At 42.2% G+C, this 25770-nt stretch carries 23 protein-coding genes; 15 read left to right on the forward strand and 8 right to left on the reverse strand.

The window, feature by feature from the left end:
- Nucleotides 1–46: 46 nt before the first annotated feature.
- From AX660_RS00645 to AX660_RS00660, 4 genes are all read right to left on the reverse strand, one after another.
- Complete coding sequence (locus AX660_RS00645; protein WP_068370964.1) at nucleotides 47–1777, reverse strand: bifunctional protein-serine/threonine kinase/phosphatase; 1731 nt, start codon at nucleotides 1775–1777, stop codon at nucleotides 47–49.
- 8 nt (nucleotides 1778–1785) lie between these two features.
- Nucleotides 1786–2229: a cyanase gene (gene cynS, locus AX660_RS00650; RefSeq protein WP_068371127.1), complete on the reverse strand. Its 444-nt coding sequence runs from the start codon at nucleotides 2227–2229 to the stop codon at nucleotides 1786–1788.
- A 66-nt stretch (nucleotides 2230–2295) separates the two neighbouring features.
- Nucleotides 2296–3111: a formate/nitrite transporter family protein gene (locus tag AX660_RS00655; RefSeq protein WP_068370967.1), complete on the reverse strand. Its 816-nt coding sequence runs from the start codon at nucleotides 3109–3111 to the stop codon at nucleotides 2296–2298.
- Between the two features lie 420 nt (nucleotides 3112–3531).
- Nucleotides 3532–3903 carry a VOC family protein gene (locus AX660_RS00660; RefSeq protein WP_068370970.1) on the reverse strand — a complete coding sequence of 124 codons (372 nt, stop codon included), beginning with the start codon at nucleotides 3901–3903 and terminating at the stop codon, nucleotides 3532–3534.
- 181 nt (nucleotides 3904–4084) lie between these two features.
- On the opposite strand from AX660_RS00660, the gene AX660_RS00665 reads away from it, so the two are divergent.
- Complete coding sequence (locus AX660_RS00665; protein WP_068370973.1) at nucleotides 4085–6382, forward strand: YgiQ family radical SAM protein; 2298 nt, start codon at nucleotides 4085–4087, stop codon at nucleotides 6380–6382.
- A 637-nt stretch (nucleotides 6383–7019) separates the two neighbouring features.
- Entirely contained in the window at nucleotides 7020–8528 is a 1509-nt protein-coding gene (locus AX660_RS00675; protein WP_201027379.1) for a P-loop ATPase, Sll1717 family, read from the forward strand.
- A 416-nt stretch (nucleotides 8529–8944) separates the two neighbouring features.
- Here AX660_RS00675 and AX660_RS00685 read toward each other — a convergent pair whose 3' ends face one another.
- Nucleotides 8945–9751 carry a Spy/CpxP family protein refolding chaperone gene (locus AX660_RS00685; RefSeq protein WP_068370982.1) on the reverse strand — a complete coding sequence of 269 codons (807 nt, stop codon included), beginning with the start codon at nucleotides 9749–9751 and terminating at the stop codon, nucleotides 8945–8947.
- Nucleotides 9752–9982: 231 nt separating this feature from the next.
- Between AX660_RS00685 and AX660_RS00690 the strand changes: the two genes are divergently transcribed.
- The 4 genes from AX660_RS00690 to AX660_RS00705 all read left to right on the forward strand — a co-directional run bounded on the left by AX660_RS00690 (nucleotide 9983) and on the right by AX660_RS00705 (nucleotide 13623).
- Nucleotides 9983–10678: a response regulator transcription factor gene (locus tag AX660_RS00690; protein WP_068371134.1), complete on the forward strand. Its 696-nt coding sequence runs from the start codon at nucleotides 9983–9985 to the stop codon at nucleotides 10676–10678.
- Nucleotides 10675–12078 carry an ATP-binding protein gene (locus AX660_RS00695; protein WP_068370985.1) on the forward strand — a complete coding sequence of 468 codons (1404 nt, stop codon included), beginning with the start codon at nucleotides 10675–10677 and terminating at the stop codon, nucleotides 12076–12078. Before AX660_RS00690 ends, AX660_RS00695 begins: the two co-directional genes overlap by 4 nt.
- A 46-nt stretch (nucleotides 12079–12124) precedes the next feature.
- Entirely contained in the window at nucleotides 12125–12553 is a 429-nt protein-coding gene (locus AX660_RS00700) for a CBS domain-containing protein (protein ID WP_068370988.1), read from the forward strand.
- A gap of 86 nt (nucleotides 12554–12639) precedes the next feature.
- Nucleotides 12640–13623, forward strand: a complete 984-nt coding sequence (locus tag AX660_RS00705; protein WP_068370992.1) for an alpha/beta fold hydrolase — start codon at nucleotides 12640–12642, stop codon at nucleotides 13621–13623.
- A 53-nt stretch (nucleotides 13624–13676) separates the two neighbouring features.
- Here the strand turns inward: AX660_RS00705 and AX660_RS00710 are convergent, their stop codons facing one another.
- Nucleotides 13677–14723 carry a GGDEF domain-containing protein gene (locus tag AX660_RS00710; protein WP_068370995.1) on the reverse strand — a complete coding sequence of 349 codons (1047 nt, stop codon included), beginning with the start codon at nucleotides 14721–14723 and terminating at the stop codon, nucleotides 13677–13679.
- A 153-nt stretch (nucleotides 14724–14876) separates the two neighbouring features.
- Here AX660_RS00710 and trmL point away from each other — a divergent pair, with 153 nt between their 5' ends.
- Entirely contained in the window at nucleotides 14877–15341 is a 465-nt protein-coding gene (gene trmL / locus AX660_RS00715; protein ID WP_068370998.1) for a tRNA (uridine(34)/cytosine(34)/5-carboxymethylaminomethyluridine(34)-2'-O)-methyltransferase TrmL, read from the forward strand.
- Between the two features lie 55 nt (nucleotides 15342–15396).
- Here the strand turns inward: trmL and fre are convergent, their stop codons facing one another.
- Nucleotides 15397–16095 (reverse strand): NAD(P)H-flavin reductase, encoded by a 699-nt coding sequence (fre, locus tag AX660_RS00720; RefSeq protein ID WP_068371001.1) that lies wholly within the window; start codon nucleotides 16093–16095, stop codon nucleotides 15397–15399.
- Between the two features lie 218 nt (nucleotides 16096–16313).
- Between fre and AX660_RS00725 the strand changes: the two genes are divergently transcribed.
- From AX660_RS00725 to rlmB, 4 genes are all read left to right on the forward strand, one after another.
- Nucleotides 16314–16556 (forward strand): TIGR02647 family protein, encoded by a 243-nt coding sequence (locus tag AX660_RS00725; RefSeq protein ID WP_068371004.1) that lies wholly within the window; start codon nucleotides 16314–16316, stop codon nucleotides 16554–16556.
- 143 nt (nucleotides 16557–16699) lie between these two features.
- The gene (locus tag AX660_RS00730; RefSeq protein WP_068371007.1) at nucleotides 16700–17335 is read left to right on the forward strand and encodes a tetratricopeptide repeat protein; all 636 of its coding nucleotides are present in this window, start codon (nucleotides 16700–16702) and stop codon (nucleotides 17333–17335) included.
- Between the two features lie 116 nt (nucleotides 17336–17451).
- Nucleotides 17452–19893, forward strand: a complete 2442-nt coding sequence (gene rnr / locus AX660_RS00735; protein WP_068371010.1) for a ribonuclease R — start codon at nucleotides 17452–17454, stop codon at nucleotides 19891–19893.
- Entirely contained in the window at nucleotides 19894–20631 is a 738-nt protein-coding gene (gene rlmB, locus AX660_RS00740) for a 23S rRNA (guanosine(2251)-2'-O)-methyltransferase RlmB (protein ID WP_068371013.1), read from the forward strand. It begins immediately after the preceding gene.
- Nucleotides 20632–20675: 44 nt separating this feature from the next.
- Here rlmB and AX660_RS00745 read toward each other — a convergent pair whose 3' ends face one another.
- Nucleotides 20676–21227 carry a zf-TFIIB domain-containing protein gene (locus AX660_RS00745; RefSeq protein ID WP_068371016.1) on the reverse strand — a complete coding sequence of 184 codons (552 nt, stop codon included), beginning with the start codon at nucleotides 21225–21227 and terminating at the stop codon, nucleotides 20676–20678.
- 406 nt (nucleotides 21228–21633) lie between these two features.
- Between AX660_RS00745 and AX660_RS00750 the strand changes: the two genes are divergently transcribed.
- The 4 genes from AX660_RS00750 to rplX all read left to right on the forward strand — a co-directional run bounded on the left by AX660_RS00750 (nucleotide 21634) and on the right by rplX (nucleotide 25760).
- Nucleotides 21634–23271 carry an AMP-binding protein gene (locus AX660_RS00750; protein ID WP_068371019.1) on the forward strand — a complete coding sequence of 546 codons (1638 nt, stop codon included), beginning with the start codon at nucleotides 21634–21636 and terminating at the stop codon, nucleotides 23269–23271.
- A gap of 163 nt (nucleotides 23272–23434) precedes the next feature.
- Nucleotides 23435–24820, forward strand: a complete 1386-nt coding sequence (locus tag AX660_RS00755; protein ID WP_068371022.1) for a DUF4397 domain-containing protein — start codon at nucleotides 23435–23437, stop codon at nucleotides 24818–24820.
- A gap of 248 nt (nucleotides 24821–25068) precedes the next feature.
- A complete protein-coding gene (rplN, locus tag AX660_RS00760; RefSeq protein ID WP_068371025.1) occupies nucleotides 25069–25434 on the forward strand; it encodes a 50S ribosomal protein L14 in 366 nt (121 codons plus the stop codon).
- A gap of 11 nt (nucleotides 25435–25445) precedes the next feature.
- Nucleotides 25446–25760, forward strand: a complete 315-nt coding sequence (rplX, locus tag AX660_RS00765; protein ID WP_068371028.1) for a 50S ribosomal protein L24 — start codon at nucleotides 25446–25448, stop codon at nucleotides 25758–25760.
- The last annotated feature ends 10 nt before the right edge of the window (nucleotides 25761–25770 follow it).

The following is a 25770-nucleotide window of genomic DNA, read 5'->3' on the forward strand; positions in this document are numbered from 1 at the left end:
CTTGTGAGTTTTATCCCCCGTTCTATCCCCCGTTCTATCTCGCTAACTATCTCGCCAACAATACTATCACCGCCACGATTAATATCGCGCTAATACTTTGCCAAAAAGCCACTGGATTACGTTCCAGTAAAGGCACTCGGGTTTTTGCCAAAAAGGCTTTGTTCGGATGGCGTAATTCATAAACAAATTCTGACAGCTCGTTATGGCGTTTATAGGGATTGGGCTGTAGGGCTTTTTTCAGGGTATCGTCAAACCAAGCCGGAATGTCTTTATCGTCATGTAATACGCTGTGATAAATTAGTTTGTTTTGTGTATTTTTGCTGCGCGCTTTGGCCACCTCTGCACCATAGGGCAAACGCCCACTGAGCATTTGATAAGTGATCACCGCCAGTGAAAACAAGTCAGAGCGCGGCGTACCTGCCTCACCTAAAAAATACTCCGGCGCACTATATTGGGCAGTTCCTAATAGATGTTGAGTTTCGAATGGGCTGGCAATTTCTTCAAGCCCTGCAACCCGAGTCGAACCAAAGTCGATAATCTTCACCACCCCTGATTTATCAATCATAATGTTGGCGGGGCGTAAATCTTGATGCAGCATTTCGAGGCGGTGAAAAGCACCTAAGCCAATGGCAATTTGTTCCACAATTTTACGCACGGTTTCTACGTCGGGATTAGGATTATCAATCATCCACTGGCTTAGTGTTTGGCCATCAATGTATTCAAAGGCGGTGTACAAAAAGTGCCGTTGGCGTGTGAGCTCATAGGGTTTAAGTACGTGTACATTGTTGATGCGTTTTGCTACCCATTCTTCTTGTAAAAAGCGTTCCAAATAAGCTGCATCATCTCGCAAGTCGATAGAAGGGGTTTTGATAATGAGTGGGCGACTATCACTGCCTTGAATTTCATCCTTCGCGAGATAAACATGGCTGCGGCTGCTGGCATGAATATCTTTAAGAATATGATAACCATCAAACTGCTGCCTTACTTCAAGCATGGGGGCAAAGGGTAATTCGGTCAGTTGTTGGAGTTTTTCTTTTACATCCAAAATTGGCAAGCTATCCACTTTGAGAATTTGTAAACTCAGATTATCGTCGCTGCCATTGTCCAAGGCTAAATCTGCGATAATTTTGGCGGCAAGATTGAGATCTTGTTGGTGGATGTCGATAAGTTCAACGAGCTTGTTTGTATTAACAAACTCGTAAATACCATCGGTCATTAAAATTAGCACATCATTAAGCTTTAGTTCGATGCTGTCGTAGTCGATTTCAAGCTGATTAAAGATGCCCATAGCACGACTTAAATAACTTTTGTCTGCTGATTCCACATGGCGGTGATCTTGCGTGAGTTGGCGTAAAGCCCCCTCACGTAGTACATATATTCTGCTATCACCCAAATGAAACCAATGGGCATGAGTTGATTTGATGACGACTGCACTGAGGGTACACACATAACCTTTATCACGCTCAAAACGAAAGTCACTTTTTTGGGTTTGTGAAAACAGCCACGAGTTAAGGGCATTAATGACTTGCAGAGCGGATTTTTTAACCGACCAGGTTTCAGAGGTGCGGTAATAATCATCGAGAAAACCTTGCACCGCGGCCTTGCTGGCAATGTCACTCACCTCACTGCTACTGATCCCGTCGGCAATGGCAAAGGCGATACCTTTTGAACTGAGTAAGGGTTCTTGTGGCACAGTTAGACCAAGATAATCCTGATTGAGGGCTTTGCGACCTTTATCAGAATATTGGCCTACAGAGACAGTGAGTTGCGCTGCCATAGCTGGAGCTAATAACTTTTGTAAGGTAAAAACTTACCTGACATAGTTATTTTTACTCGGTCACCCTTGGCATCGGCTTGACGTTTTAAGTCCATGTCAAAATCGATGGCACTCATAATGCCGTCACCAAATTCTTCATGGATCAGCGCTTTAAAAGTCGAACCATAAACCGAGATTAACTCGTAAAAACGATAGATAAGTGGATCAGTCGGCACAGTGGTCGGCAACGAGCCTTTATAGGGTACAACTTGTAACTGAAAGATGGCTTCTTCAGGTAAGTCGAGCATTTTACCTAGGATAGTAGCTTGCTCACTGTTTAAGGTCATTTGACCGAGCAGGGCAGCCGTTGTCCATTCTTTACTCAGGCCAATGGCTTGGGCTAATTCCCCCCATGTTAGCTTAAGACGTAATTTTTGTAATACCACTAATTCGGTGACGTCGTTTCTCGACATAGGTGTAGTCATATTTTTATCCTTTAAAAATTAGCCTCTTTTAAAAAGAGGCTAAGGAATTGAAAATTAAGCGTTTACTGCACGTTTGGCGCCCGTTCTTACATGGGTGCTGTACAGTGTTAAACCGGTAAAGGCTAAACCACCTACTAAGTTGCCTAAGGCAGTGGGGATCTCATTCCAGATAAAATAATCCATGATAGAAAACTCACCACCGAGGATTAAACCAAAGGGGAATAAAAACATATTCACTACTGAATGTTCAAAGCCCATAAAAAAGAATAAAAAGATCGGCATCCACATGGCGATAACTTTGCCGCTGACACTAGTCGAAATCATCGCGCCGACCACACCTAAAGACACCATCCAGTTACACAACATGCCGCGAATAAAAATCGTAAACCAACCTGCTGTACCATATTCGGCATAACCCAAAGTACGTGACTCGCCAATGCTGGCTACTTTGGCACCAATGGCACCAGGGTCGGTATTAAAACCATAGGTAAAGATAAAGGCCATTAAAAATGCAACCGTTAGTGCACCGGCAAAGTTACCTAAAAATACTAGGCCCCAGTTACGCAGTACGCCATTGACCGTGACTCCTGGACGTTTATCTATTAAAGCTAAAGGGCAGAGTACAAATACCCCAGTTAATAAATCAAATCCCATTAAATACAGCATGCAAAAACCAACGGGAAACAAAATCGCCCCGAGTAAAAACACCCCAGTTTGAACCGCAATAGTGATAGCGAATACTGCCGCTAATGCCAAGATCGCACCCGCCATAAAGGCTCTTATTAAGGTGTCTTTGGTCGCCATAAATATTTTTGCTTCGCCAGCGTCCACCATCTTGGTGACAAACTCTGAAGGGACTAAGTAGGACATGGTTATACCTCTTCGTTTAGTTATTTAAGTGTTTAATGCTCATTGCACCCAGAAGAATGCCCTTAGTTGCTAACCTAAAGCGGCGACCCTGATTTTTGTCTTGCAAGTGCGCCAGTAAAAATCAGAGCCAAAAAAAACGGCGCCCTGCACCGCATCTGAATAGTCAGATGGGTGAAGGACGCCGTTATCCAATTCGCTTAATGTGTTGTTAAAGTCGCCTTTGACTCTATAGCAAAGTCAATGAAGCAGATAATGTGCCAGACTAAAATTACAGGTTTTTCAAGGCCTAGGAGCCTAGATGTGTAACTAAGCTAGGAGCGCCTGCACTTGCTTAGTGCAGGTTTGGGCTATTAATGAACAACAATATTTGGGCAAGGAATTGGTCGTCAAGATACTGGTTAATGTCTACGGATTTGATACTTAACCAAAATGACAAAAACAGAGTTTATTACCATCTAAATCACGTACATAGGCACCATAAAACATATCAGGAATACGCTGGCCTGGTGCGCCTTCGCAGGTAGCACCTAATGCAATAGCTTTAGCATACATTTCATCTACTTTGCTTTTATCACGTTGCCCTAAAGACACCATGACGCCATTGCCCGGTGTGGCATCTTTTTTATTAAAGGGAATACAAAGTCCTAACATAGGTTCGCTTTTGCTTTTGCCAAACAGCACGAGTCTGTCCATTTTGATTAAGGGTGTGGCAGATAATTCTTGTAGTAGCTCAGTATAAAAGGCGACAGCTTTTGCAAGATTGTTGGTGCCTAACGTTATGTAAGAGAGCATGGCGATTCCTTAGTGTAAACATGTTAAAAATTGCCAACTAGTGTATGTCTGTTTGTGAGTATTTGGATGTTTTAATTGCTGATAATTATTTATAAGTTGCAGTAACAAAACTATGCTTACTGCTGCTGCCTTCTGCTATAATGCCGCCGATTTTTTAACCAATAGATAGTTTGTTACTTTTATGCCCACACTCCAACCAGCCAGTCGCGTTAAACCTACCGCACGTATGCAAGCCGAACGTGGCTTGTTTTCGTTCCCCAAATATTGGGCGGAATGTTATGGTCCAGCGCCTTTTTTACCTATGTCACGCAAAGAAATGGACATACTTGGCTGGGATAGCTGTGACATTATTATCGTCACCGGTGATGCCTATGTGGATCACCCCAGTTTTGGCATGGCGGTCATCGGTCGCACGCTAGAAGCTCAAGGTTTTCGTGTGGGTATTATCAGTCAACCTAATTGGCATTCTAAAGACGATTTTATGCAGTTGGGTGAACCCAATCTGTTTTTTGGCGTAACCGCGGGCAATATGGACTCGATGATCAACCGTTATACGGCTGATCGTAAATTACGTCATGACGATGCTTATACTCCCCATAACGAAGGTGGCAAACGCCCTGATCGTGCGGTAACGGTTTATACCCAACGTTGTAAAGAAGCCTATAAAAAACCGGTAGTGATTGGTGGTATCGAAGCCAGTTTACGCCGTATTGCCCACTACGATTATTGGTCAGATAAAGTACGCCGTAGTGTGTTGTTTGACTCAAAAGCCGACATGTTGATGTACGGCAACGCTGAACGCCCATTGCTTGAAATGGCCCATCGTTTTGCCGCCGGTGAAACCATAGATCAAATGCAAGATATTCGTGGCACGGCGGTTATCCGTCGTGACCCATTGCCCGGTTGGCAGGGAGTGGACTCCACTCATGTGGACGTGATTGGCAAAATTGATCCTATTTATAGTCCCTATGAAAACATCGAAGACAAGTGTGCGGTGTCGGCCGAAGCTGAACAACAAGCGAAAGAAGATCTAGCAAAAGCTAAACCTATAGTTGTGCAGCCTTATAAAGCGGGCACCGAAAGACGTAAGCCTTGGGAAAATACTTACGTATTATTGCCTCCTTACGATGTGGTAAGAGCCGAAAAAACTCATTACGCCCATACCTCACGTATATTGCATCAAGAAACCAACCCAGGTTGTGCCCGTGCTTTAGCTCAGCGCCATGGTGATCGTATAGTGTGGATCAATCCTCCGGCCTTTCCTTTAGAAACCGAAGAAATGGATGCGGTGTTTGACTTGCCCTATGCGCGAGTGCCTCACCCAAGTTACGGTAAAGCCAAGATCCCCGCCTATGACATGATCAAAACCTCGGTGAATATCATGCGTGGTTGTTTTGGTGGTTGTACTTTTTGCTCTATTACCGAACATGAAGGGCGGGTGATCCAAAGCCGTTCGGAAGAGTCGATAATTCGTGAAATCGAACAAATTCGTGACAAAGTACCGGGTTTTACTGGGGTTATCTCTGACTTAGGCGGCCCAACGGCCAACATGTACAAGTTACGTTGTAAAAGTCCGAAAGCCGAACAAACCTGTCGCCGTTTATCTTGTGTATGGCCCGATATCTGTGGCCACTTAGATACCGACCAAACGCCAACTGTGGATTTATATCGTAAAGCTCGCGCGGTTGAAGGGGTCAAAAAAGTCCTTATCGCCTCAGGTGTACGTTATGACTTGGCAGTAGAAGATCCTAACTATGTACGTGAGTTAGTCACGCATCATGTAGGTGGTTATTTAAAAATTGCCCCAGAGCATACCGAAAAAGCCCCGCTGGATAAAATGATGAAACCGGGCATGGGCAGTTACGACAAATTTAAAGAGATGTTCGAAAAATACAGTAAAGAAGCCGGCAAAGAGCAGTATTTGATCCCCTACTTTATCTCGGCCCATCCGGGTACCGAAGATATCGACATGCTCAATCTGGCTTTGTGGTTAAAAGAACGTAATTTTAAATTGGACCAAGTGCAGAATTTTTACCCTTCGCCCATGGCCAATGCCACAACCATGTATCACACAGGTAAAAACCCGATCCATAAGGTTAACCATAAAAGTGAAGTGGTAAACGTGCCTAAAGGTGAGATACATCGCCGTTTGCATCGTGCCTTTTTACGTTATCACGATCCCGCTAACTGGCCCTTGTTACGTCAAACCTTAAAAGACATGGGCAAGGCCTATTTGATTGGTAGCGGACCTAAGTGTTTGATCCCAGCCGAAAGCCGCAATGAATTAAAAGGCCGTGAGCAAAAAGACTACGCCAAACGCTCGGTGAACAAAGCCGTAGCCAAAGGTAAAAATCCTAATGCCGCCAAAGCGCAGCAGGGGCTAACCCGTTTTAGTGACAACCAACCGCACAACAAGGCTGGTGGTACTGATCCAGATAGTCGGCGGAAGTCGGTGAATAAGGGGCGTAAGAGCCATTAAAGGCATGTGCTGCGCACACTTATCGCTACGCGACTAAGTGTGCACAGCGTGCACAGATCTGCGCTGCGCGCACCGCAATCCATTGCGTTTTTCAGGTGACGTCCATGTCACCCGACCATACTTTTTTGCAACAGCACAAAAAAGTAGGCAAAAAACGCCGCTCTCCGGCCAACTTACTGATCCAATTTCAACCGTACCTTGTTGATCAAACCGGCGTGAGCGCACATCCTTGTGCGCTACACGCCTTGACCTCACGTCCTGTGAGGTCATTTGACAAGGCACAATCGAAATCGGGTAAGTTGGAGTCGAGAGGAAGCACAGCTTCGCTGCTAAGATGATGGGCTAACCCCTACTTATAAAAAATCAGCTCAGGTTTTGCTTTTTTTGAGCTCGCGACTCGTCGCTACAAACTCGCAGCTATTTCTTGTGTAGGTCGGGATTTATCCGGTCGAAATTTGTGGCCGCCGATAAAATACTTAAGTCAAAAATCGCAAAACAGCGTAGCTAAATCAGTATTCCTGTTTAGGCGTGAAAATTATCCTTTGGTGAAAAATACAAATTCCATTAGCATGAGCATTACCAATCATCAGCATGGTCGCGACGTTGCCCAACATGACGTTTATTCGTCACGGACAACATGTCGTATAAACGCAAAGTAGTTACATTTTCGTTGTACTTTGCTAAAAAAGAGAGAGTTTGGATGAAGAATATAAAATTGCAGGATATCTATCTAGGCGAAAATGATGGAAAAAAGGAAGCTGTTTATCGTTCGGATTTTGAACGTTACTTTATTGATATAGATTACAATTTTGAAAAGTTACAGATAGATAAATATTTCCTAGTTTTAGGAAGAAAAGGTTCTGGAAAAACCTATTTAGGCCAGTACATTAAAAAGATGGCAGCTTCTGATCCCTTACATTTCTGTGATGTAAGTTCATACAAAGATTTCAAATTTCAGGAATTGGTCCAGCTCAAATCAGGAGATATCAAGCCAAACGAATACTATGAAATATGGCGCTGGTTACTTTTATTAGATATTGGTAAGCAATGTCTAGAAGATAACGGTATTCCAGATTGTGATGCTAAAAGTAAACTAAATTCGTTTTTTGATGCCAATTATAATTCAACAAAAATTGATGCGAAAAAGATAGTTGAAGTTACCAAAAAGAAACAAGTTAGAGGTAGTATTTTAAGATCTTTTGTTGATGTATCCGGCGGAGAGAAATTAGAAGAGGGATCCTACCTTGACTATATAGATGATTTAGAGTCTGTTGTGTTTCAGGTGCTATCTCATTCTGACAGCAGATATACCGTTGTGTATGACGAACTTGATGATAGATTTAGGGATGATGAATATTATCGGCATTCCATTATTAGCTTACTAAAAGCTGCGGATCATATTAACTTGAAAGCGTTAGAGGATTTAGTTAAGGCAAAGATTATTATCCTATTAAGGACTGATATATTTTCCATTTTCAATGATCCTGATCTTAATAAAATAAAAAGAGTAAATACTTTAAAAATTGATTGGGGAACTAGGGTTTCCGTAAGTTCGCCACTAATAGGAATGATTGTTTCTAAAGCAAAAAAATCCAGTATATTAATGTCTGCTCTTACAGATGAAGAGGTGTTTAGAAATCTTTTTCCTCAAGATATTAATGGGATAAATCCAGAGCGGTACATTCTTGAAAGATCATTCTTTCGCCCAAGAGATGTAATTACAATTCTTAATTTGATAATTGAAAAGTATCCAAATTCTGATTATTTCGGCTGGAAAAGTTTTTTGGATGTTAAGCAAGAGTACTCGGAATACCTGCTTGATGAAGTTAGAAATGAGATGTATGGTCATTATAGAGATGAAGAAATAGATAGTATTTTTAGATTACTAAAAAACTACAACAAACATTTTGTAGTCTATCAAGAACTCAAAGAATATATGGAAAATAACCAATTTCATTACAAAGAATTGGATCTTGAAAAAATGCTAATCGGTCTATTTAAATTCAATGCACTTGGAAATAAATGGTTTAATGTATACAAAAGGAAGGAATACTATACTTGGGCTCATCGTGACGAAAAAGCTGATTTGGATTTAAATAAAACGATGGTTATTCATTTAGGGCTCAGAGAGGCACTCTCAATGTAATAAGGCAAAACAAACGGACTTGTCAAGTCGGTTTTTGAGGAGTTAATTCAAAGAAAGGGGCTTTATTCTCGACTCATTGCTCCCCGAGTACCGTTGGTTTTAAAAGGTCAAAGTGCAGGGATGCACTTTGAGTGAGAATGATGTCGGGAACATCTGCTCACGACCTTTTAAAATCAAGGCGCGCAGGGATTAGAGCAATGTTGGAGAGCGGCTTCTTTTGCCTACTTTTCTTAGCTGTTGAAAAAAAGTATGGTCGTGCGACATGGATGTCGCTTGAAAAAAAGCAGGGACTGCCAGTGCGCGCAGCGCATGCTTTATAAGTGCAGCGCATGTACTGTCGCGCAGCGATGCTTTTAAAGCTCAGTGCGCGCAGCGCATGCCCCCGCGCAGCGATGTTTTTAAAACTCACTTCACCTTTAGGTGCGTATATTGCGCTCTTCCATCTGAGCCAACGCCTTCGCTTGTTGCTCAGCGCTTAATACATTCCAAATGTCATGGCGGGTTTTAGCCATTAACATAGCCTGTTGTAGATGCGCTGCTTGATATTCTGCTTGTAAAGCCAGATAAGCGGTGTCGTTGAATTCCGTGCTGGCAATTAACGTACGTTCTGCGTTACGAAAGGCTTTTTGGGTTTCTTTAGCTTGCTGCTGTTGGCTATAGTTTTGCTCTTTAATGGCCTTTATGGTGGTTTTTTGTTCATCACTTAGATCGAGTCTTGCAAACTGACCTTCACGGCTTCGTTCAGATTTATCACCTTTGGACTTTTTGTTGCCTTTAGCCCCTGCTTTTTCCTGTTTTCTATCGGCAATTTTAGCTAATTTGGCTTGCTGCTTATCTGTGAGCAATAACCAAATTTGGTGCATGCCTGAGGCTTTTTCTAAAGCTAGTGTGGCTTTAGTTTGCTGATTTTGCTGTATTGCCGTTTCTACTGCTGTTTCATTCCAACTATCAGCATGGATTAAACTAAATAATTCGGTTTTTGCATTTTTAATATCTTCTGCAATTAAACCAGTATCAGCGCGGCTTTGTTTGAGTATTTGTTTAACATCTTGGCGTTGTTCTTGGCTTAAGTCGAGTTGGGCTAGCACATGGCGCAGCTGATTTTTATCTTGGCCACGGCCGTGTTCAGGATTTGCCAAGACTGGAGTGGCAATGACTAACGACAATGCTAAAGCTAACGGGCTAAACAGAGTTTTGAGTTTTGATGATGGTAATGTCAACATAATGTATATCCTCTTTGGGTGAAATTTCTTAATCATTTGGCAAACATGCTGCCCTTGAAATAACGTTTTTGATTAAGTTGGGATGAGTTTAGCGCTTGCAATGCAAAGAAACGCAAAGCAGATGTAAAGCTTTTGTAAAGATGCACGGTCAGCCCCTAAGAGCAAGGGTATACTGTGGCACAAGCTACAAACGCAGATATAAAACAAGCAACAAACAGGTTTGAAAATAAAATGACAAATAAACAATTACTGTTAATTGACGATGACGTTGAATTTACGGGATTACTGTCGCAGTACCTAAGTCCACAAGGTTATCAGCTGGATGTTGCTCATGATGGTGAGTCGGGCCTTGCGATGGCTAAGGGTCACAAAAAATATGATTTGATCCTCTTAGATGTGATGTTACCTAAACTCGATGGGTTTGAAGTACTCAAAAAATTACGCAACAGTCACCTTACGCCTGTATTGATGTTGACGGCCAAAGGTGATGATTTTGATAAAATTTTTGGTCTTGAGTTGGGGGCTGACGATTATTTACCCAAGCCTTTTAATCACCGTGAATTATCAGCCAGAATTAAAGCCATTGTTAGGCGTATGGAAAATGTGCCTAACAGCACAATCCAGCAGATACTGAGTTTAGGCGATGTGGTATTGGCGCCTGCAACTATGCAGGTAAAGTGTCAGGACAACGCCTTAGAGTTAACCGGTACAGAGTTTTCCATCTTGCATTTGTTAATGCTCAATCATGGTAATTTGGTGAGTAAAAATGAACTAAGCGAAAAAGTCTTAGGCCGTAAAATGGCGGCTTTTGATCGCAGTATCGATATGCACGTGAGTAATATTCGCCGTAAATTAGCTGTTTTTAGTAGTGAGGAAAAAATCAAAACTCACCGAGGCGCTGGCTACCTGTATGTGGTGCAAGGATGAAAGCACTGAAGCGTTTTAACCCGGCTAATAATCTGTATATCAAGGTGTTTTTATGGTTTTGGGTGGCCACTGTCATCATGGTCAGTTCGTCAGCTTGGATCATCCAAAAACTCAATGATGAAGTGCGTTATAGGCCCATTCGTAAGTCGCAGTTAAGTGAACTCAATCGTGTTACGGATAGATTGCAAAGCTTTTTAGCCAAAAGACAGGATACAAATGAACCTGAGCGTTTATTGATGCAGTTAGGCATGCGTTATCAAATGGGGCTTATTTTGGTGGAGCCAGAGAGTAAAAAAGTACTGTCTGGTTTGCCTCGCCATATGCGTCTAGATGAAGACGTGTTTGTTAATATCAGTGCTGAGACACCGGCTATTTCTATCGACAGTGGACTGGGTGTTTTTTCAGGACCGGGTTTGATTAATTACAATGGTAAACCTCATCTATTGTTTATTGGTAAACCTATGCCTTCTGGATTTTTGGGCTCTGTGAGGCGCCAACATCCAGGTATCATGCTAGGTATCGCCTTAATAATCAGCGGCATATTGTGCTTTTTGTTTGCACGCTCCTTGGTTAAACCTATTCGACAGTTGCAGCATGCCTCGCAACAAATGGCTGCCGGTAATCTGAGTGCACGGGTAGGTAGTGCGAGTCAACGCCATGATGAAATTGGCCGTCTCGGGCGTGATTTTAATCATATGTCTCAACAAGTTGAAATATTGCTCAGTAGTCAAAAGCGTCTATTAGCTGATATTTCCCACGAATTACGTTCGCCGCTGGCTCGTTTGCAATTATCTATCGGTATAGTGCAACAACAAGCCGAAAGTTTGGATGATGACTTTTTGCGTACCTCCTTAGATCGCATCGAAAAAGAAGCCGCGCAAATCGAAAAAATGATTGCCCAAGTGCTAATGTTGTCGCGGCTGGATAACCCACAAGCCATGCAGCATAAAGAAAGCTTGGATATACAAGCTTTGTTATCAGCCATTATCAGCGATGCGCAATTTGAAGCTCAAGAGCAACAAAAAGAAGTGTTAATTAGTCACAGTGAGCAAGCTGAAGTGATGGGGGATGCACAGATGCTCAGTAGCGCTATTGAAAACGTGCTACGTAATGCAGTTAAATATGCTCGTAAAATTATTGATGTGCGTGTTTACACCGATGAAAGTTCAGTACATCTTGTCATTACAGATGATGGCAAAGGGATAGAGCCTGCCCAGTTAGTGCGAATATTCGAACCTTTTTACCGAGAGTCACTGGCTCGCGATAGAGACTCGGGAGGTGTTGGTCTTGGGTTGGCTATAGCTTATCAGGCGGTGAGTCAACATAAGGGGAGGATTGAAGCAAAAAACACTGAGCTTGGAGGATTAGAGGTACATATTTCTTTACCTTTGTCGGCCTGATTGGTTTAATTTAGTACTTAATAATTACCCAGCTAAAGAGGCACTGATGATTATTGAAAAACTGATGAGTAAGCCCATAGTCACGGTTGAAATGGATGATACCCTTAAGGTAGTCAAACATATTTTTGAACGGGCCAAATTTCATCATCTATTGGTGGTTGAAAAAGATGTGTTATACGGGGTTATTTCCGATCGTGATTTACTTAAAGCTATCAGTCCTCATATTGGTACCCCCAATGAAACCCCCCATGATACGGTGACTTTAAATAAAAGAGTGCATCAGATCATGACTCGTAAACCCATCACCTTGCCGCCTCAGGCAGATGTTTATGCCGCTATCAGTATTTTCAATTTGCACAGTATTTCGTGTATTCCTATTGTTGACGACAAACGTAAACCCATTGGCATAGTCACTTGGCGCGATATCTTGCGTGTAATTGAAGAAAATCATAATAAAAAAACGCTCAAAAAATAGCTTGCTCAAACTTTTACGCTTAAGGCTAAAGCATGGTAGCTAATATCTATCCTAAACGATGTAATTGTTACGACAGGTTGACCTAAATGAATGGAAATAGTGAAGCTAAGATTAATGATTTTATCATGTCTAAGGAAAGTGATTTAGCAAGGGCTTATTCGCAAGATATACAGCCATTTTGGCAGCAAAGTGTAAAGCAGGGCTGCTTTATCGGTATCGAAAATATTGATATTGCCTACGCCTATGTCTTGCATCCACAAGCGATTGGCTCAATTGTTATCTCTTCAGGTCGCATTGAGAGTTATATCAAATACAAAGAGCTAGTTTATGAGCTCTATCAAAACGGCTATTCCGTGTTTATCCATGATCATCGAGGGCAGGGCTTGTCGGGCCGCATGACAGCAAATCCACATATGGGTTATGTGGATGATTTTGCTGATTATGTGAGTGATTTTAAATTATTCATGGATCACATCGTTATGCCAAATTGTATGGCACAGCCTAGTTTGCTTTGTCATTCTATGGGCGGTGCGATAGGGGCACTTATGGTACTGTCCTATCCCAAGTTGTTTGCTAAGGTTGCCTTTTCGGCCCCCATGTTTGGTATTAAGCCAGCCTTACCCTCTTGGTTAGCTAGCTTTTTAATTAAGTGTCATTTTGCCGTTAACAAGCAGATTGCTTATTTTGCTGGGCAACTGGACTATGTTAAGCATGATTTTGCCGACAACGATCTGACTCACAGTGAAATTAGATATCAGATTTTTCGTCAAGAGTATGCTGACTGTCCCCAATTGCAATTAGGTGGGGTGACAGGCAACTGGTTAAAGGCCGCAGCGCAAGCCATGGATAATGTAGAGCGGCAAGCCCATGCCTTTCCCATACCCGCTTTGGTTATTCAAGCAGGTGCAGATACTGTGGTTGATAATAAACGCCAGCGGCGCGTGGTAGATAAAATGGCTAAGGTTAGTTTTAAAATAATTGCTGGTGCAAAACATGAATTATTAGCGGAACAGGATGACTTCAGGCAGGCCTGTCTACAGGCTATTTTAGATTTTGTTAAACCCGTTTAATTGAGCTTGCTTAATGAACATCCGCCGAACTTACGCAATACGGACGTTTGCTTTTACATTGCGGCCTTAATGACACAATTTCTACCAGATTCTTTTCCTAAATAAAGTACTTTATCTGCCAGCTCGATAAAATGTTCGATGGAAGTCAGGTTATCGCCACTGCGGGTACACAAGCCAATAGTGGCAGTGACATTAATACTGTTGATAGTATCTATCTCAATGGATGTTTGGGCGATTTCAAGTAATATTTGCTGGGCGATTTCAAAGGCTTTTTGCTCGTTGGCGTCTTTTATTACTACTATAAATTCTTCACCACCATATCTACCCGCTTGATCAGTATGCTGGCGAATTCCCTGTTTTAAACACTGGGCTGCGGCTCTTAAACATTGATCGCCTACTAAGTGGCCATAGTTATCATTAATTTGTTTGAAGTGATCCAAATCAATCATGAGGACAGATAAGTGGGTGTTTTTTAGCTTGGCTTCATCCATAGCGTGTTGCAAAAACAGCATAATGGAACGTCGATTGTGAATTCCTGTTAATACATCTATTTCGGCCTGTTCACTCAACTTGTTACCTAAAGTACTGATGATTCGGTTAAATTCAATACCAAATTTACAGGCAAACAAAACTGAGAATGTCAGCCAAATGGTTCTGGCTATTGTTTTATTTTGGGGCACATTTTCGTAAGTGTAATCGGGTAATAAACCTGAACTAAAATAGATGGCGAGCAAACACACAACAATAATCAAGGTTGTAATCCAAGTATATTTGGCATTACTAACGAGGGAGACAAAGATAGGAATAATAGGAAATAAATAGGAGAAATGACTATTATTGCCCCCTGAGACTAACACTATGGGTAGCAGAACCAACATCACACTCGCCACCAGTAACATGGCTTGCCAGTCTTTGGGTTGGGCTTTTTTGACGAAGAGAAACACACAGCCAAGAACAAATGAGTTGAAGATACCCATGTAGGTAAACACTATGCTTTGTTCAACAATGAGGGGGCGAATAATCGTGGCAGACAAGGTTAAGGCAAAATTTAAAAATGCCGTTTTAACAATAATGACATGCCTTATTTTTTCAATAAACACGTTATTCCTTAAGCGCTGAAGACAGGTCTTTTACTGGACAAAGTGGTCTTAAGTCTGGATAGGGTATATGTTTTATAGAGTATGATTAAACTGTCTCTGGATCCATTTTTTTTGTTAAACTAAGCCTATGTTATATAAAGAATTACCCGCAATATGCTAGATATCGTTTTATACCAACCTGAAATACCGCCCAATACTGGCAATATAATCCGTTTGTGCGCCAATACGGGTTTTGCTTTGCATCTTATCGAGCCACTTGGTTTTGATTGGGATGATAAAAAGGTGCGTCGTGCAGGTCTGGATTACCATGAGTTTGCCAAAGTGCAACGTTACCCCAATTTGCAAGCTTATATTGAGGCGCGTGCCCCTAAACGGATTTTTGCTTGCACCACTAAAGGCAAAGCATTTTTTGCTGAGGCTGATTTTAAGTTAGGGGATTGTTTATTATTTGGCTCGGAAACCCGTGGATTGCCGATGGATGTGATTGAGTCATTGCCACCTGAGCAACGTTTACGTATACCCATGTTGCCAGAAAGTCGCAGTATGAATTTATCCAATGCAGTTTCGGTTTTTGTGTATGAAGCATGGCGGCAGATGGGATTTGAAGGAGCGGTGTAGGTGTTTCTTTTTAATAAAGACAGAAACACAGAACATCGCTCATCATCTAAAAAATTTAAATAAACTCAAAGGCATCGCCATATATATTGGCGAGTTGTAAACCTTGCTGGTGGAAATCTTCACGGGCAACACCGGCCATTTCGAATCGGCCAGCTAAATAGACTTGATAGCTTTGCAGGCTTGTAAAATCTGCTAATACAGCCTTGTGTACCCAACCGGTTTTTCCTTGCCAATTACTTTCTGGATGTTCGATAACCGGCACAAAAGTAAATTTACTATGTTGCCTAGCCAAGTGTTTGAGTGTGTCATAAGCGTACATGTCAGTCAGTGTGCGAGTGCCCCAATATAAAAATAGCGGTTCTTGTAGGGGCTTGCTCAGCAGTTGTTGCAAAATAGATAAGGTGTAAGAAAAACCTGTACCACCCGCTAGTAAAATAGTGGGGTTGCTTTGATGGTCACGCAAAAAAGCGTTACCTAATCCACCTTCAACCAATACCTCACCTTGCTCACGCATTTTATCAACGACCTGACAAGCGTATTGATTGGCGGGATCGGCACCAATGTGCAGCTCTATACTGCCATCTTGACGCGGTGCGTTGGCGATTGAAAACGCGCGTTTGTCTGTTTCACCCATTATAACTTGTAAATACTGACCCGCAATAAAAGCCAATTCTGTAGCGGGTTGTAATTGAACTCGAACAATGGTGTTGGTAAGGGGCTCGATACTTTCTACCTTACACAGGATTTTTTGCATAACATTCTTCTACTTGAAATTAGATTTAACAGATGAGTGTGAATAAATTGTAAATTTTGTGAAATAGTCTTTGATATTCATCACTTTGGGTTATAGGCTGAGGCTGTGATTATAAACCTATGACAGCACAGATACGAGTCTCATACCATGAGAAATATAGGCTTTATGCAGCTTAATTCTTTGAATTTATTCGCAATCCCTTGTATTAAGGAAACACTATGACATTTACCAGCGACATGCTTGCCGAGTTAAATTTACTTCTTAAATTTCCCAACACCAGTTTAATGCAGGGTATCAAGGTTCATCATGATGCCGAACCAGAATTAATTGCCGCGGCCAAACGTTTGTTTGATAAAGGTATTGTAACCTTGCCTGATGGTGGATATTTGACCGACCTTGGGCATGATTTAGTTGAACATGCCAAAGTTATCGCCTCGGCGTTTTCACATCCTCAAGACTAATGGAGTCAGTATAACGCCCACTAACATAGCGGTTTGCCTTTAAGGTAACCGCTAAATTACGTAAATAAACTAGAATTGATGTTCAAAAAATTATCTAATGGCCGATAGCTTTTATTAGGCAGACACGACAGATTTAATTCACTATGTTTCGTTTAATCACTCAACTCAGTATTGGTATCAGTTTATTGTTGGCTTCGAACCACAGTGTTTGGGCTGACGATGATATTGTGGCGGTGCAAATCTATTCGCAAGATGAGTTAATTGAATTGATTAATAACAATACCCACCTTACGCGGGTCGTAACAGACAAATGCCAGTTGGTGCAAGACATTGAGGCTCGTGCCGAAACCCTAAAAGTACCGGCCTACCAATTTTTATGGGGCGATATGCTGGCGTGGGGCGTTTGTGTTGAGCGTGATGCTGAACGTGGCATTGAGTTTATGAAGTTAGCCGCGGAGCAGGGTTTACCGGCAGGTTTAGAGCAACTAGGCCGCTATTATGCACAGGGTAAATTAGTACAACAAGATAAAGAACGAGCCGTCATTTTTTTACGTGAAGCTGCTGGTCAAGGCTATTTAAAAGCGCAAATACAACTAGCCGAATTGTTTGCTGAAGGTTTTGGTAGCCCCTATGATTACGAAGATGCTTATCACTGGTTATATAATGCGGTGACAGCGGATAAGGTCACTCACCAAAAAATTTCCAAGTGTTTACTTGAGTTGGAAAAACTCATGCACCCTAAAGCGGTGCGTAAAGCGAAACGTCCGCTAAATTCTTAGTACATTAGCCTTAACTTCTTCATGTTGCGGTATTTTTCAATAAAAAAATCACCTAAGTTCTGCTGCATTTGGGTATACTGCTTTTAAATTACATACTGACAGGAAGCTCAATTTAGATGAGCGACGATCCTTTTTTCCAACGCGAAAAAGAAAAATATGAGAACCCCGTTGCCAGCCGTGAATATCTGCTGTCAATGTTAGTTAAAGGCAAAAAGCCTTTGTCTTTTTTAGAGTTCTGCCAACAACTTAATGCCAGCGATGAAGACAGTCGCATCGGTATTCAACGACGCCTGCGCGCGATGGAGAGAGAAGGGCAGATCGAATTTAATCGTGATAAAAAATATGCCCTAATCAAAACCGACGAACTGATCCAAGGCCGAGTGATTGGCCATCGAGAAGGATTTGGCTTTTTAAAACGTGATGACGGTGAAAAAGACTTATTTATTCATCAGATGCAAATGGCTACGGTATTACATGGCGATTTGGTGCAAGTTAAAGAAAGTGGTACAGACAATCGTGGCCGCCGCGAAGCGCGCATCGTTAAAATAGTCGAACCTCGCTCTGAACCTATCGTTGGTCGTTATTTTTTTGAAAATAATGTGGGTGTGGTTATCCCTGATGATAGCCGGATCAATCACGAAATCATGATCCCCAAAGAGCAAACCAATGGCGCACGCCAAGGCCATATTGTGGTCGTGGAAATTGTGCAACGCCCGCGTAAACGGGTTAATGCCATAGGTAAAATAGTCGAAGTATTGGGTGAACATATGGCGCCTGGTATGGAAATCGATATGGCATTGCGCACTTTTGATATTCCTCACCAGTGGCCTAAAGGCGTGACCAAGCAAATTAGCGGCTTAAGCGCTGAAGTACCCGAAGAAGCAAAAAGCGGGCGCATTGATTTACGTCAGTTGCCTCTGGTGACTATTGACGGTGAAGATGCGCGGGATTTTGATGACGCGGTATTTTGTGAACCACTCGAAAAAGGTGGCTGGCAGTTATGGGTGGCCATCGCAGATGTGAGTTCTTACGTGCGTCCTGGTACTGCACTGGATAGCGAAGCGCAAAATCGGGGCACCTCGGTGTATTTTCCTGAGCAAGTTGTGCCCATGTTACCCGAGGTATTATCGAACGGTTTATGTTCGCTTAATCCGCAAGTTGATCGCTTGTGTATGGTCTGTGAAATGACGGTGAGTGAAACTGGCAAATTGCAAGAGCACCAGTTTTACGAAGCCGTGATGAACTCAAAAGCCCGTCTTACCTATACCAAAGTATGGAACATACTGGAAGGTGATGAAACGCTGCAAAAACGTTATGCAGAACAAGTTCCACATTTAAAAAATCTTTATGCCATGTATCACGCTCTCAAGCGCACCCGTGCTCAGCGTGGTGCAATTGAATTTGAAACCCAAGAAAGTAAATTCATTTTTAATGCTCAGCGTAAAATTGATCATATCGTGCCTGTAGTGCGCAATGACGCTCATAAACTCATCGAAGAATGTATGATTTTGGCCAACGTTTCCGCGGCCAAAACACTTTCGAAAAATAAAGCAGAAGCTTTGTATCGCGTGCATGCTGAGCCTGATCCTGACCGCTTGAGCTCGTTTTTATCCTATTTAGCCGAAGTAGGTATCACTCATCGTATTAGTGGTGAAGTTAAGCCTCAGGATTTGACCGATGTCATTACCAAAATTCAAGGGCGCCCAGATCAAGAGTTGATCCAAACGATGTTGTTACGCTCGATGAAACAAGCCGTATATGATCACGAAAATATTGGTCACTTTGGCTTGTCTCTGGAGGCTTATGCCCACTTTACTTCGCCTATTCGGCGTTACCCTGATTTAGTCGTACATCGTGCTTTAAAAGCGATAATCGACAAACAGCAACAACGTAAAAACCTCAGTGGTGGTAAAGCTTATTCGATAGCCGAAGTTGAGGCCTTGGGCGAGCAGTGTTCAATGGCCGAGCGACGTGCCGATGATGCGACCCGCGATGTATCTGACTGGCTTAAGTGCGAGTTTATGCTAGATCACGTAGGTGATAGTTTTGAAGGTGTGATTGCCTCAGTGACTAATTTTGGCTTTTTTGTACGATTGACCGAATTTGGTATTGATGGCTTGGTGCATATCACCGCGCTGGATTCTGATTATTATCGTTATGATGATGTAAAGCAGCACTTAGTAGGCGAGCGCTCAGGCACGATTTATCGTTTGGGTGATCAGTTAGAAGTTAAAGTGGCGTCGGTGAATTTGGATGAGCGTAAAATTGATTTTATCCTCCCAACTAGTGGTAAACCACAAGGCCAACGTAAGGGCAAACCAGCTCGTAGTGGAAAACCTGTGCGCAACGGTAAAGACACAACGCCTGCGGCAACGTCTTCTGGAGCTAGAGATACTCGTCGTCCAGCCAAAGATAAATCCCCTTCTGGGGCAGCTAAAAACGGTGCTGCGCCCAAGGGCAGAAGCACTTCTTCCGGCAAAGGCAAAAAGCCAAGTAGCAAAACAACAAGTAAAAGCACCAGTAAAACGGGTAAACCACCCAGAAAGAGGAAAGGTTAAATGGCTCAACATGAATATATCTACGGCATTCATGCATTAGAATCCGTTATTGAACGGGAGCCTGAGCGCTTAATCGAACTGTTTGTACTTAAAGGCAAAGACGAAAAAAGTGTACATAATATCGTTAGCCAAGCTCGACGTTTTGGTGCATCGGTGCAATTTTGTCAACGCAAGACCTTGGATGACATGGTTGAGAGTGCACAGCATCAAGGTGTTGTGGCCAAGGTCAAACCGGGTAAAGTCTACAATGAACATGATTTAGCCCAACTTGTGGAAGCGCATAAACAGCCGTTTTTACTGATCCTCGATGGTGTGACGGATCCGCATAATTTAGGTGCTTGTTTACGTACCGCTGATGGTGCTGGTGTCCATGCGGTTATTGTGCCTAAAGATAACTCTGCATCCTTGACTCCTGTGGTTCGTAAGGTCGCCTGTGGTGCAGCGGAAGTGATCCCTTTAATCCAAGTGACTAATTTGGCTCGCACTATGCGTGATTTGCAAGACATGGGCGTGTGGATTATGGGGACAGCCGGTGAAGCCGAGAAAAATATCTACGATTGTAAAATATCAGGCCCGATTGCTTTGGTGATGGGCGCAGAAGATAAAGGCATGCGCCGCCTGACTCGTGAACACTGTGATGAGTTAATCAAACTGCCCATGGCAGGTTCGGTGTCGAGTTTAAACGTATCGGTCGCCACAGGGGTATGTTTGTACGAAATTGTGCGACAACGTAGCTAGACTTGTTTGCAAAAGCCTCTTAAATAGAGGCTTTTTTATAGGGATTATTTTTTGGCAGAATAAGGATCATCGGCCAATAAATAAGACCGTAGATCAGATTTGCGTGGATGATGGATTAACCATTCTCGTAAGTTTTTGATTTTTTCGTAGTCATCTTCACCAAATTTAGCCAGATAGAGCTGGGCAAAAGTATCTTCAGCTTTTTGCTCTCTGATTTTGCTTTGCCATTGTTCAGTTAAAATAGCATTCAATGATCCAGCCAAACCTGCACTTTTCAGTAATTCCCACTCGCCTTTATCCAACCATACCCCACCGACAGAAGCACTGTAATCAAGACGATGTGTACTGTCTTTAGTGATGCGCAGTTTACGCATAATACCACCCGTCATAGGGCAAAACATGGCGCGTTGGTTTTCTTCGACAACGTCATCTACGGTGACTGAGGTAAAAGTATACTGAGGATGACGTTCTTTCCACGTGACGTAATCTTCAATTAATATCCAGTTTCCACCGCAATGATCGCAAGTATGGGCTCTGAACTGTTGTTCGATGAAACTACCTTGTAAGTCGCCTTGTTTACAGCTAGTGCAACGCATCACGTATATCCTTCGTTTATGATTACTTAAAACAGTAGTGTGCAATGATGGCTTGCAAGTTTCAAATCAAAATGTGCTGGCGCGTCATTGTTTAGCTATACCTCGCTTCAAGTAGATAAGGGATATGTTAAAACAAACTAAATCGTTAAATTGAAGTGGATAATAGGCTCATCTTGCCCTGTGTGAGTGATATTGATGCTACGTTCTGTTGCTTAGAAAAAACTGGTTTTTGTCTGTTTAAGTGGGTTAGTCTTGTTTTCAAGTTTTTAATAAAATGTTGCCAATAAAACGAGCGGACAGTTTATACACAAAATCATTGGAATTGCGCGGCGGCGAATGAGTGCAGCCACCAATCGGTCAGTTTCAAGGATGCAGGGTATCGCTTTTCGTAATAAAAAGGACAGCTATGAACACTAAATCTCCCTTAGAAATGTTGTATCACTGGGAAACCACTACACCTGAACGAATTTTTTTAAGACAACCTGTTAAAGGACAATATAAAGAATTTAGTTGGGCACAAACCGCTAACCAAGTCAGGCGGGTGGCTAGTGAGTTAGTAAGCTTAAATTTGCCGATTGGCAGCCATATCGCCATTTTGTCTAAAAATTGTGCCGAGTGGTTTATTACTGATTTAGCGATTATGTTAGCTGGTCATGTTTCTGTTCCTATTTATTCCACCGCAGGTGAAAAGACCATTCGTTATGTCTTGGAGCACGCAAAGTGCCCTGTCATTTTTGTGGGAAAACTAGACGATACTAAAGCTCAAGTTGCTGCGATAGCCCCCAATATAATCAAACTGGCCTTTCCTTACCCGGATATCCCAGCGGATAAACAATGGGATGAAATTTTAGTTAATCAGCCTTATAACAAGTCGCCACTGCCCGCGATGGATTCGGTTATGACTATCATTTATACCTCTGGTAGTACTGGTGATCCCAAAGGGGTGGTGCATAATTACGAGTCAATTTGCTGGGCAGCCAGTAGTTCATTAGAGGCTTTATCGGTAGGTCAGAATGACCGCATGTTAAGTTACTTGCCATTAGCACATATTACCGAGCGTACCTTAGTTGAACTTGCTAGCTTTTATTCCTCAATGCGCATTGATTTTTTAGAGTCACTAGAGACTTTTTCTCGGGATATTTGTGCGACGCAACCCACTTTGTTTATTTCTGTTCCACGTTTATGGACGCGTTTTCAGATGGGCGTATTAGCGAATATGCCGCAAAAAAAACTTAACCTTCTATTACGAATACCGCTAATTTCAAACTTGGTCAAAAAGAAAATTCGAAGCAAGCTGGGCTTAGGTCAGGTGCGTTTATGTGCCAGTGGTTCAGCGCCTATTTCTACCGCGACTTTGACTTGGTTTAGAACCATCGGGATTGATATCTGTGAAGGCTGGGGCATGACCGAAAATAGCGCTTATGGCACATGTTGTGTGCCTTTTCGCGCAGATAAAATCGGTTGTATTGGGCATGCTTACGAAGGTGTGGATATTCGTATCGCTGAGGATGGAGAGATCCAAGCCAAGGGACTGTGTAATATGAAGGAATATTACTTGGAGCCTGAAAAAACCGCCGAAGTGTTTACTGAAGATGGTTATCTCAAAACGGGAGATAAAGGCACTATGGATGCGGACGGTTATGTTCGTATTACCGGGCGCTTAAAAGAAATTTTTAAAACGGCCAAAGGTAAGTACATCGCACCTGTGCCGATTGAATCGAGTCTGATGGCTAATTCCTTGATTGAGCAAGTATGTGTAACAGGTTCGGAATTAAAGCAACCCATCGCCTTAATGGTATTGTCCGCCAGTGCGCAAAAGTTAAATCGAGGGCAAATCGAACAAAGTTTGTTAGCTACCTTAAATGAAGTTAACTCCACATTGGAGAGTCATGCCGTACTCGATAGTTTGGTGGTAATGCAAGATGAGTGGACAATGGATAATGGCTTGCTGACCCCGACACTTAAAGTAAAACGCCACATATTGGAAGAGCGTTATAAACATGTCATTAACGGCTCATTGCAAGGAAAGATCATTTTTCTATAGTTTGTGCCCAAGTGTCTACCGTTGTTTTAAACCAGAGTTCAGTATGCAATGGTAAGTTTAGTGTAAAGAAATCAGCCTTGTGTAAAGCTTACGTAAAGGCAGGAACCACGTTGTAATACATCCATCTTAGTTGCGCTTATTAACTAACTTTGGATAATTTTCGATGAAAAAAACGCTGTTCTACATGTGCAATTTTGCACTTTTAACACTGGCTATATCAGGTTGTGGCAGTTCTAGCAGTGATGAAGAAACGGAATACCCCGCGACTTATATACAATTTTATAATGGCTCAGTTAACAGTTCGACAACCAGTCTGTATGTTGATGATAGTTTGTTAGGTGGTAGTAGTTATGGTGATGCGACGAGTTTAGGTACCCTGGAATCCGATGAAGTCGACTTAGAATTTAGACGAGTCGATGCGGATAACAAAACCGTCATCATTAAAGAAATGACGGCTAACTTAAAAGAAGGTTATAAAACCTTATTTTTGTTAAGCGGTGATTATGCTGATGCAGATATTACTGAGTTGAGTTTTGAACGTGAAACTCTTGATGATCATTTCAGATTGTTTACTACTTCAGTGGTGACATCAGTACCACAATATGATGTCTATATGGCCGAAGAGGGTACGCCATTTAGTGATGCAACCTTAGTGTCGAAAGCGAATTATCAGAGTTTAGATGAGGCTGTATATTGGGCACCGGATGCAACGAGCACCACTGATGCTAGTGATGACTTTGATTTAGATGATTATGTGATCTATTTAACTTTGCCAGGTGAAGCGGTTCCTATCTATGAAAGCCCAACAATTTCTTTTATCTATAGCACAGAATATGTCATTGCTGTACGCAGTACTGCAGGGGCATTACGTAACAATATAGAGCTGGATTTAATCGTTAATTCTACGGCAGTTACTAGCTATGCAGATGTAAACGCCTCTTCTCAATACCGCATATATAACAGTTTGGATGACGACAGCACCTTAACTATATCGCTAGATGGAAACAATGAAGAGAGCGAGCTTGTTAGTTTAGCGGCCAATAGTTTGTCAGAGTTTAAACAATTAGCCTATGGGGATTATCGACTGTCAGCGTCACTTGCATCGGCAAATGTTAGCCCTCTAGCTAATCGTTTGTTAACACTGAATCAGGGCGAAAGCAAAGCAGTAGTGCTGTATGCAGATAACAGCAATAAATTAAAGTCTATCGCATTTATTGAAAGTGCTTTGCCACAAACTTACGACCATGAAATTAAAGTGGCGAATCTCGTACAGGATTTTAGCGATCTAGAAATCTATTTTGTACGCAACGATGAAACGATTGAAACTGCCAAGTACAAATTGGCTAGCCTAGATTTTGAAGAAAGTCGCAGTATAGTGTTACCCAAAGACTATTATGAAATTGTTGCGGTGTACGATGATAGTAGTGGTAATGAAGTATTATTGGAGCGTACTCAGGCTATTGGGTTTAACGAAGAAGTGAATTACATAGTGACTATCGAAAAATCCGCTGCGACCCCATCTGGTTATGCAGTAGCTATTTTGCACTAAAGTATTTTTTTATGCGTAAATAGCGACATTCAGGCTCTAATCGCCATATAATTAACCGGCTTCCTTTGAAGCCGTTTAATTCCACCAATCCATTTCAAATTTTTTATAAATTCAACTATCCCTACCCTAGTTTTTCTGTTAGTATTTCGCGCCCTTTTAACTGGGGTATGTATAAAAAGGCAGCATAATGCTGTTTTTTACAGCTAAACGACTCGTGAGAGTCTTAATTTAAACAGCGGAGCACTAACATGATCCAAATGCAAACTAACCTGGATGTTGCCGATAACTCGGGAGCTCGCAGGGTTCAGTGTATTAAGGTTCTTGGTGGCTCGCATCGCCGTTATGCACATATTGGTGACATCATTAAAGTTACTGTGAAAGAAGCAATTCCTCGCGGTAAAGTTAAAAAAGGTGATGTACTAAATGCAGTGGTGGTGCGTACTAGAAAAGGCGTACGTCGTCCTGATGGATCTGCGATCCGTTTTGATAACAACGCAGCGGTGTTGTTGAACAACAACAAGCAACCTATTGGTACGCGTATCTTTGGACCGGTTACTCGTGAACTTCGTGCTAATAACATGAAGATCGTGTCGTTAGCCCCTGAGGTACTATAAGGAGTCACGAGATGGCTAGTAAAATTCGTCGTGATGATGAAATCATCGTATTAGCGGGTAAAGACAAAGGAAAACAAGGCAAAGTTGTCAAAGTTCTTCCAGCGTCAAACCGTGTAGTCGTTGAAGGTGTTAACTTAATCAAAAAGCATCAAAAGCCTAACCCTCAATTGGGTGTGACTGGCGGTATTGTTGAAAAAGAAGCATCTATTCATGTGTCAAATGTTGCGATCTTTAACTCTAAAACGGGTAAAGCTGATCGCGTTGGTTTTCGAATTGAAGGCGAGAACAAAGTTCGCTTCTTCAAATCGAATGGCCAAGTAATTTAATAAATTGGAG

Origin of the sequence: Paraglaciecola hydrolytica (assembly GCF_001565895.1) — a bacterium.
Lineage (GTDB): Bacteria > Pseudomonadota > Gammaproteobacteria > Enterobacterales > Alteromonadaceae > Paraglaciecola > Paraglaciecola hydrolytica.

Excerpts from the sequence above, each read along its gene's own strand:
- AX660_RS00645 (WP_068370964.1), bottom strand. The coding sequence starts at position 1,777 with ATGGCAGCGCAACTCACTGTCTCTGTAGGCCAATATTCTGATAAAGGT.
- cynS (WP_068371127.1), bottom strand. The coding sequence starts at position 2,229 with ATGTCGAGAAACGACGTCACCGAATTAGTGGTATTACAAAAATTACGT.
- AX660_RS00655 (WP_068370967.1), bottom strand. The coding sequence starts at position 3,111 with ATGTCCTACTTAGTCCCTTCAGAGTTTGTCACCAAGATGGTGGACGCT.
- AX660_RS00660 (WP_068370970.1), bottom strand. The coding sequence starts at position 3,903 with ATGCTCTCTTACATAACGTTAGGCACCAACAATCTTGCAAAAGCTGTC.
- AX660_RS00665 (WP_068370973.1), top strand. The coding sequence starts at position 4,085 with ATGCCCACACTCCAACCAGCCAGTCGCGTTAAACCTACCGCACGTATG.
- AX660_RS00675 (WP_201027379.1), top strand. The coding sequence starts at position 7,020 with ATGTCGTATAAACGCAAAGTAGTTACATTTTCGTTGTACTTTGCTAAA.
- AX660_RS00685 (WP_068370982.1), bottom strand. The coding sequence starts at position 9,751 with ATGTTGACATTACCATCATCAAAACTCAAAACTCTGTTTAGCCCGTTA.
- AX660_RS00690 (WP_068371134.1), top strand. The coding sequence starts at position 9,983 with ATGACAAATAAACAATTACTGTTAATTGACGATGACGTTGAATTTACG.
- AX660_RS00695 (WP_068370985.1), top strand. The coding sequence starts at position 10,675 with ATGAAAGCACTGAAGCGTTTTAACCCGGCTAATAATCTGTATATCAAG.
- AX660_RS00700 (WP_068370988.1), top strand. The coding sequence starts at position 12,125 with ATGATTATTGAAAAACTGATGAGTAAGCCCATAGTCACGGTTGAAATG.
- AX660_RS00705 (WP_068370992.1), top strand. The coding sequence starts at position 12,640 with ATGAATGGAAATAGTGAAGCTAAGATTAATGATTTTATCATGTCTAAG.
- trmL (WP_068370998.1), top strand. The coding sequence starts at position 14,877 with ATGCTAGATATCGTTTTATACCAACCTGAAATACCGCCCAATACTGGC.
- fre (WP_068371001.1), bottom strand. The coding sequence starts at position 16,095 with ATGCAAAAAATCCTGTGTAAGGTAGAAAGTATCGAGCCCCTTACCAAC.
- AX660_RS00725 (WP_068371004.1), top strand. The coding sequence starts at position 16,314 with ATGACATTTACCAGCGACATGCTTGCCGAGTTAAATTTACTTCTTAAA.
- AX660_RS00730 (WP_068371007.1), top strand. The coding sequence starts at position 16,700 with ATGTTTCGTTTAATCACTCAACTCAGTATTGGTATCAGTTTATTGTTG.
- rnr (WP_068371010.1), top strand. The coding sequence starts at position 17,452 with ATGAGCGACGATCCTTTTTTCCAACGCGAAAAAGAAAAATATGAGAAC.
- rlmB (WP_068371013.1), top strand. The coding sequence starts at position 19,894 with ATGGCTCAACATGAATATATCTACGGCATTCATGCATTAGAATCCGTT.
- AX660_RS00745 (WP_068371016.1), bottom strand. The coding sequence starts at position 21,227 with ATGCGTTGCACTAGCTGTAAACAAGGCGACTTACAAGGTAGTTTCATC.
- AX660_RS00750 (WP_068371019.1), top strand. The coding sequence starts at position 21,634 with ATGAACACTAAATCTCCCTTAGAAATGTTGTATCACTGGGAAACCACT.
- AX660_RS00755 (WP_068371022.1), top strand. The coding sequence starts at position 23,435 with ATGAAAAAAACGCTGTTCTACATGTGCAATTTTGCACTTTTAACACTG.
- rplN (WP_068371025.1), top strand. The coding sequence starts at position 25,069 with ATGATCCAAATGCAAACTAACCTGGATGTTGCCGATAACTCGGGAGCT.
- rplX (WP_068371028.1), top strand. The coding sequence starts at position 25,446 with ATGGCTAGTAAAATTCGTCGTGATGATGAAATCATCGTATTAGCGGGT.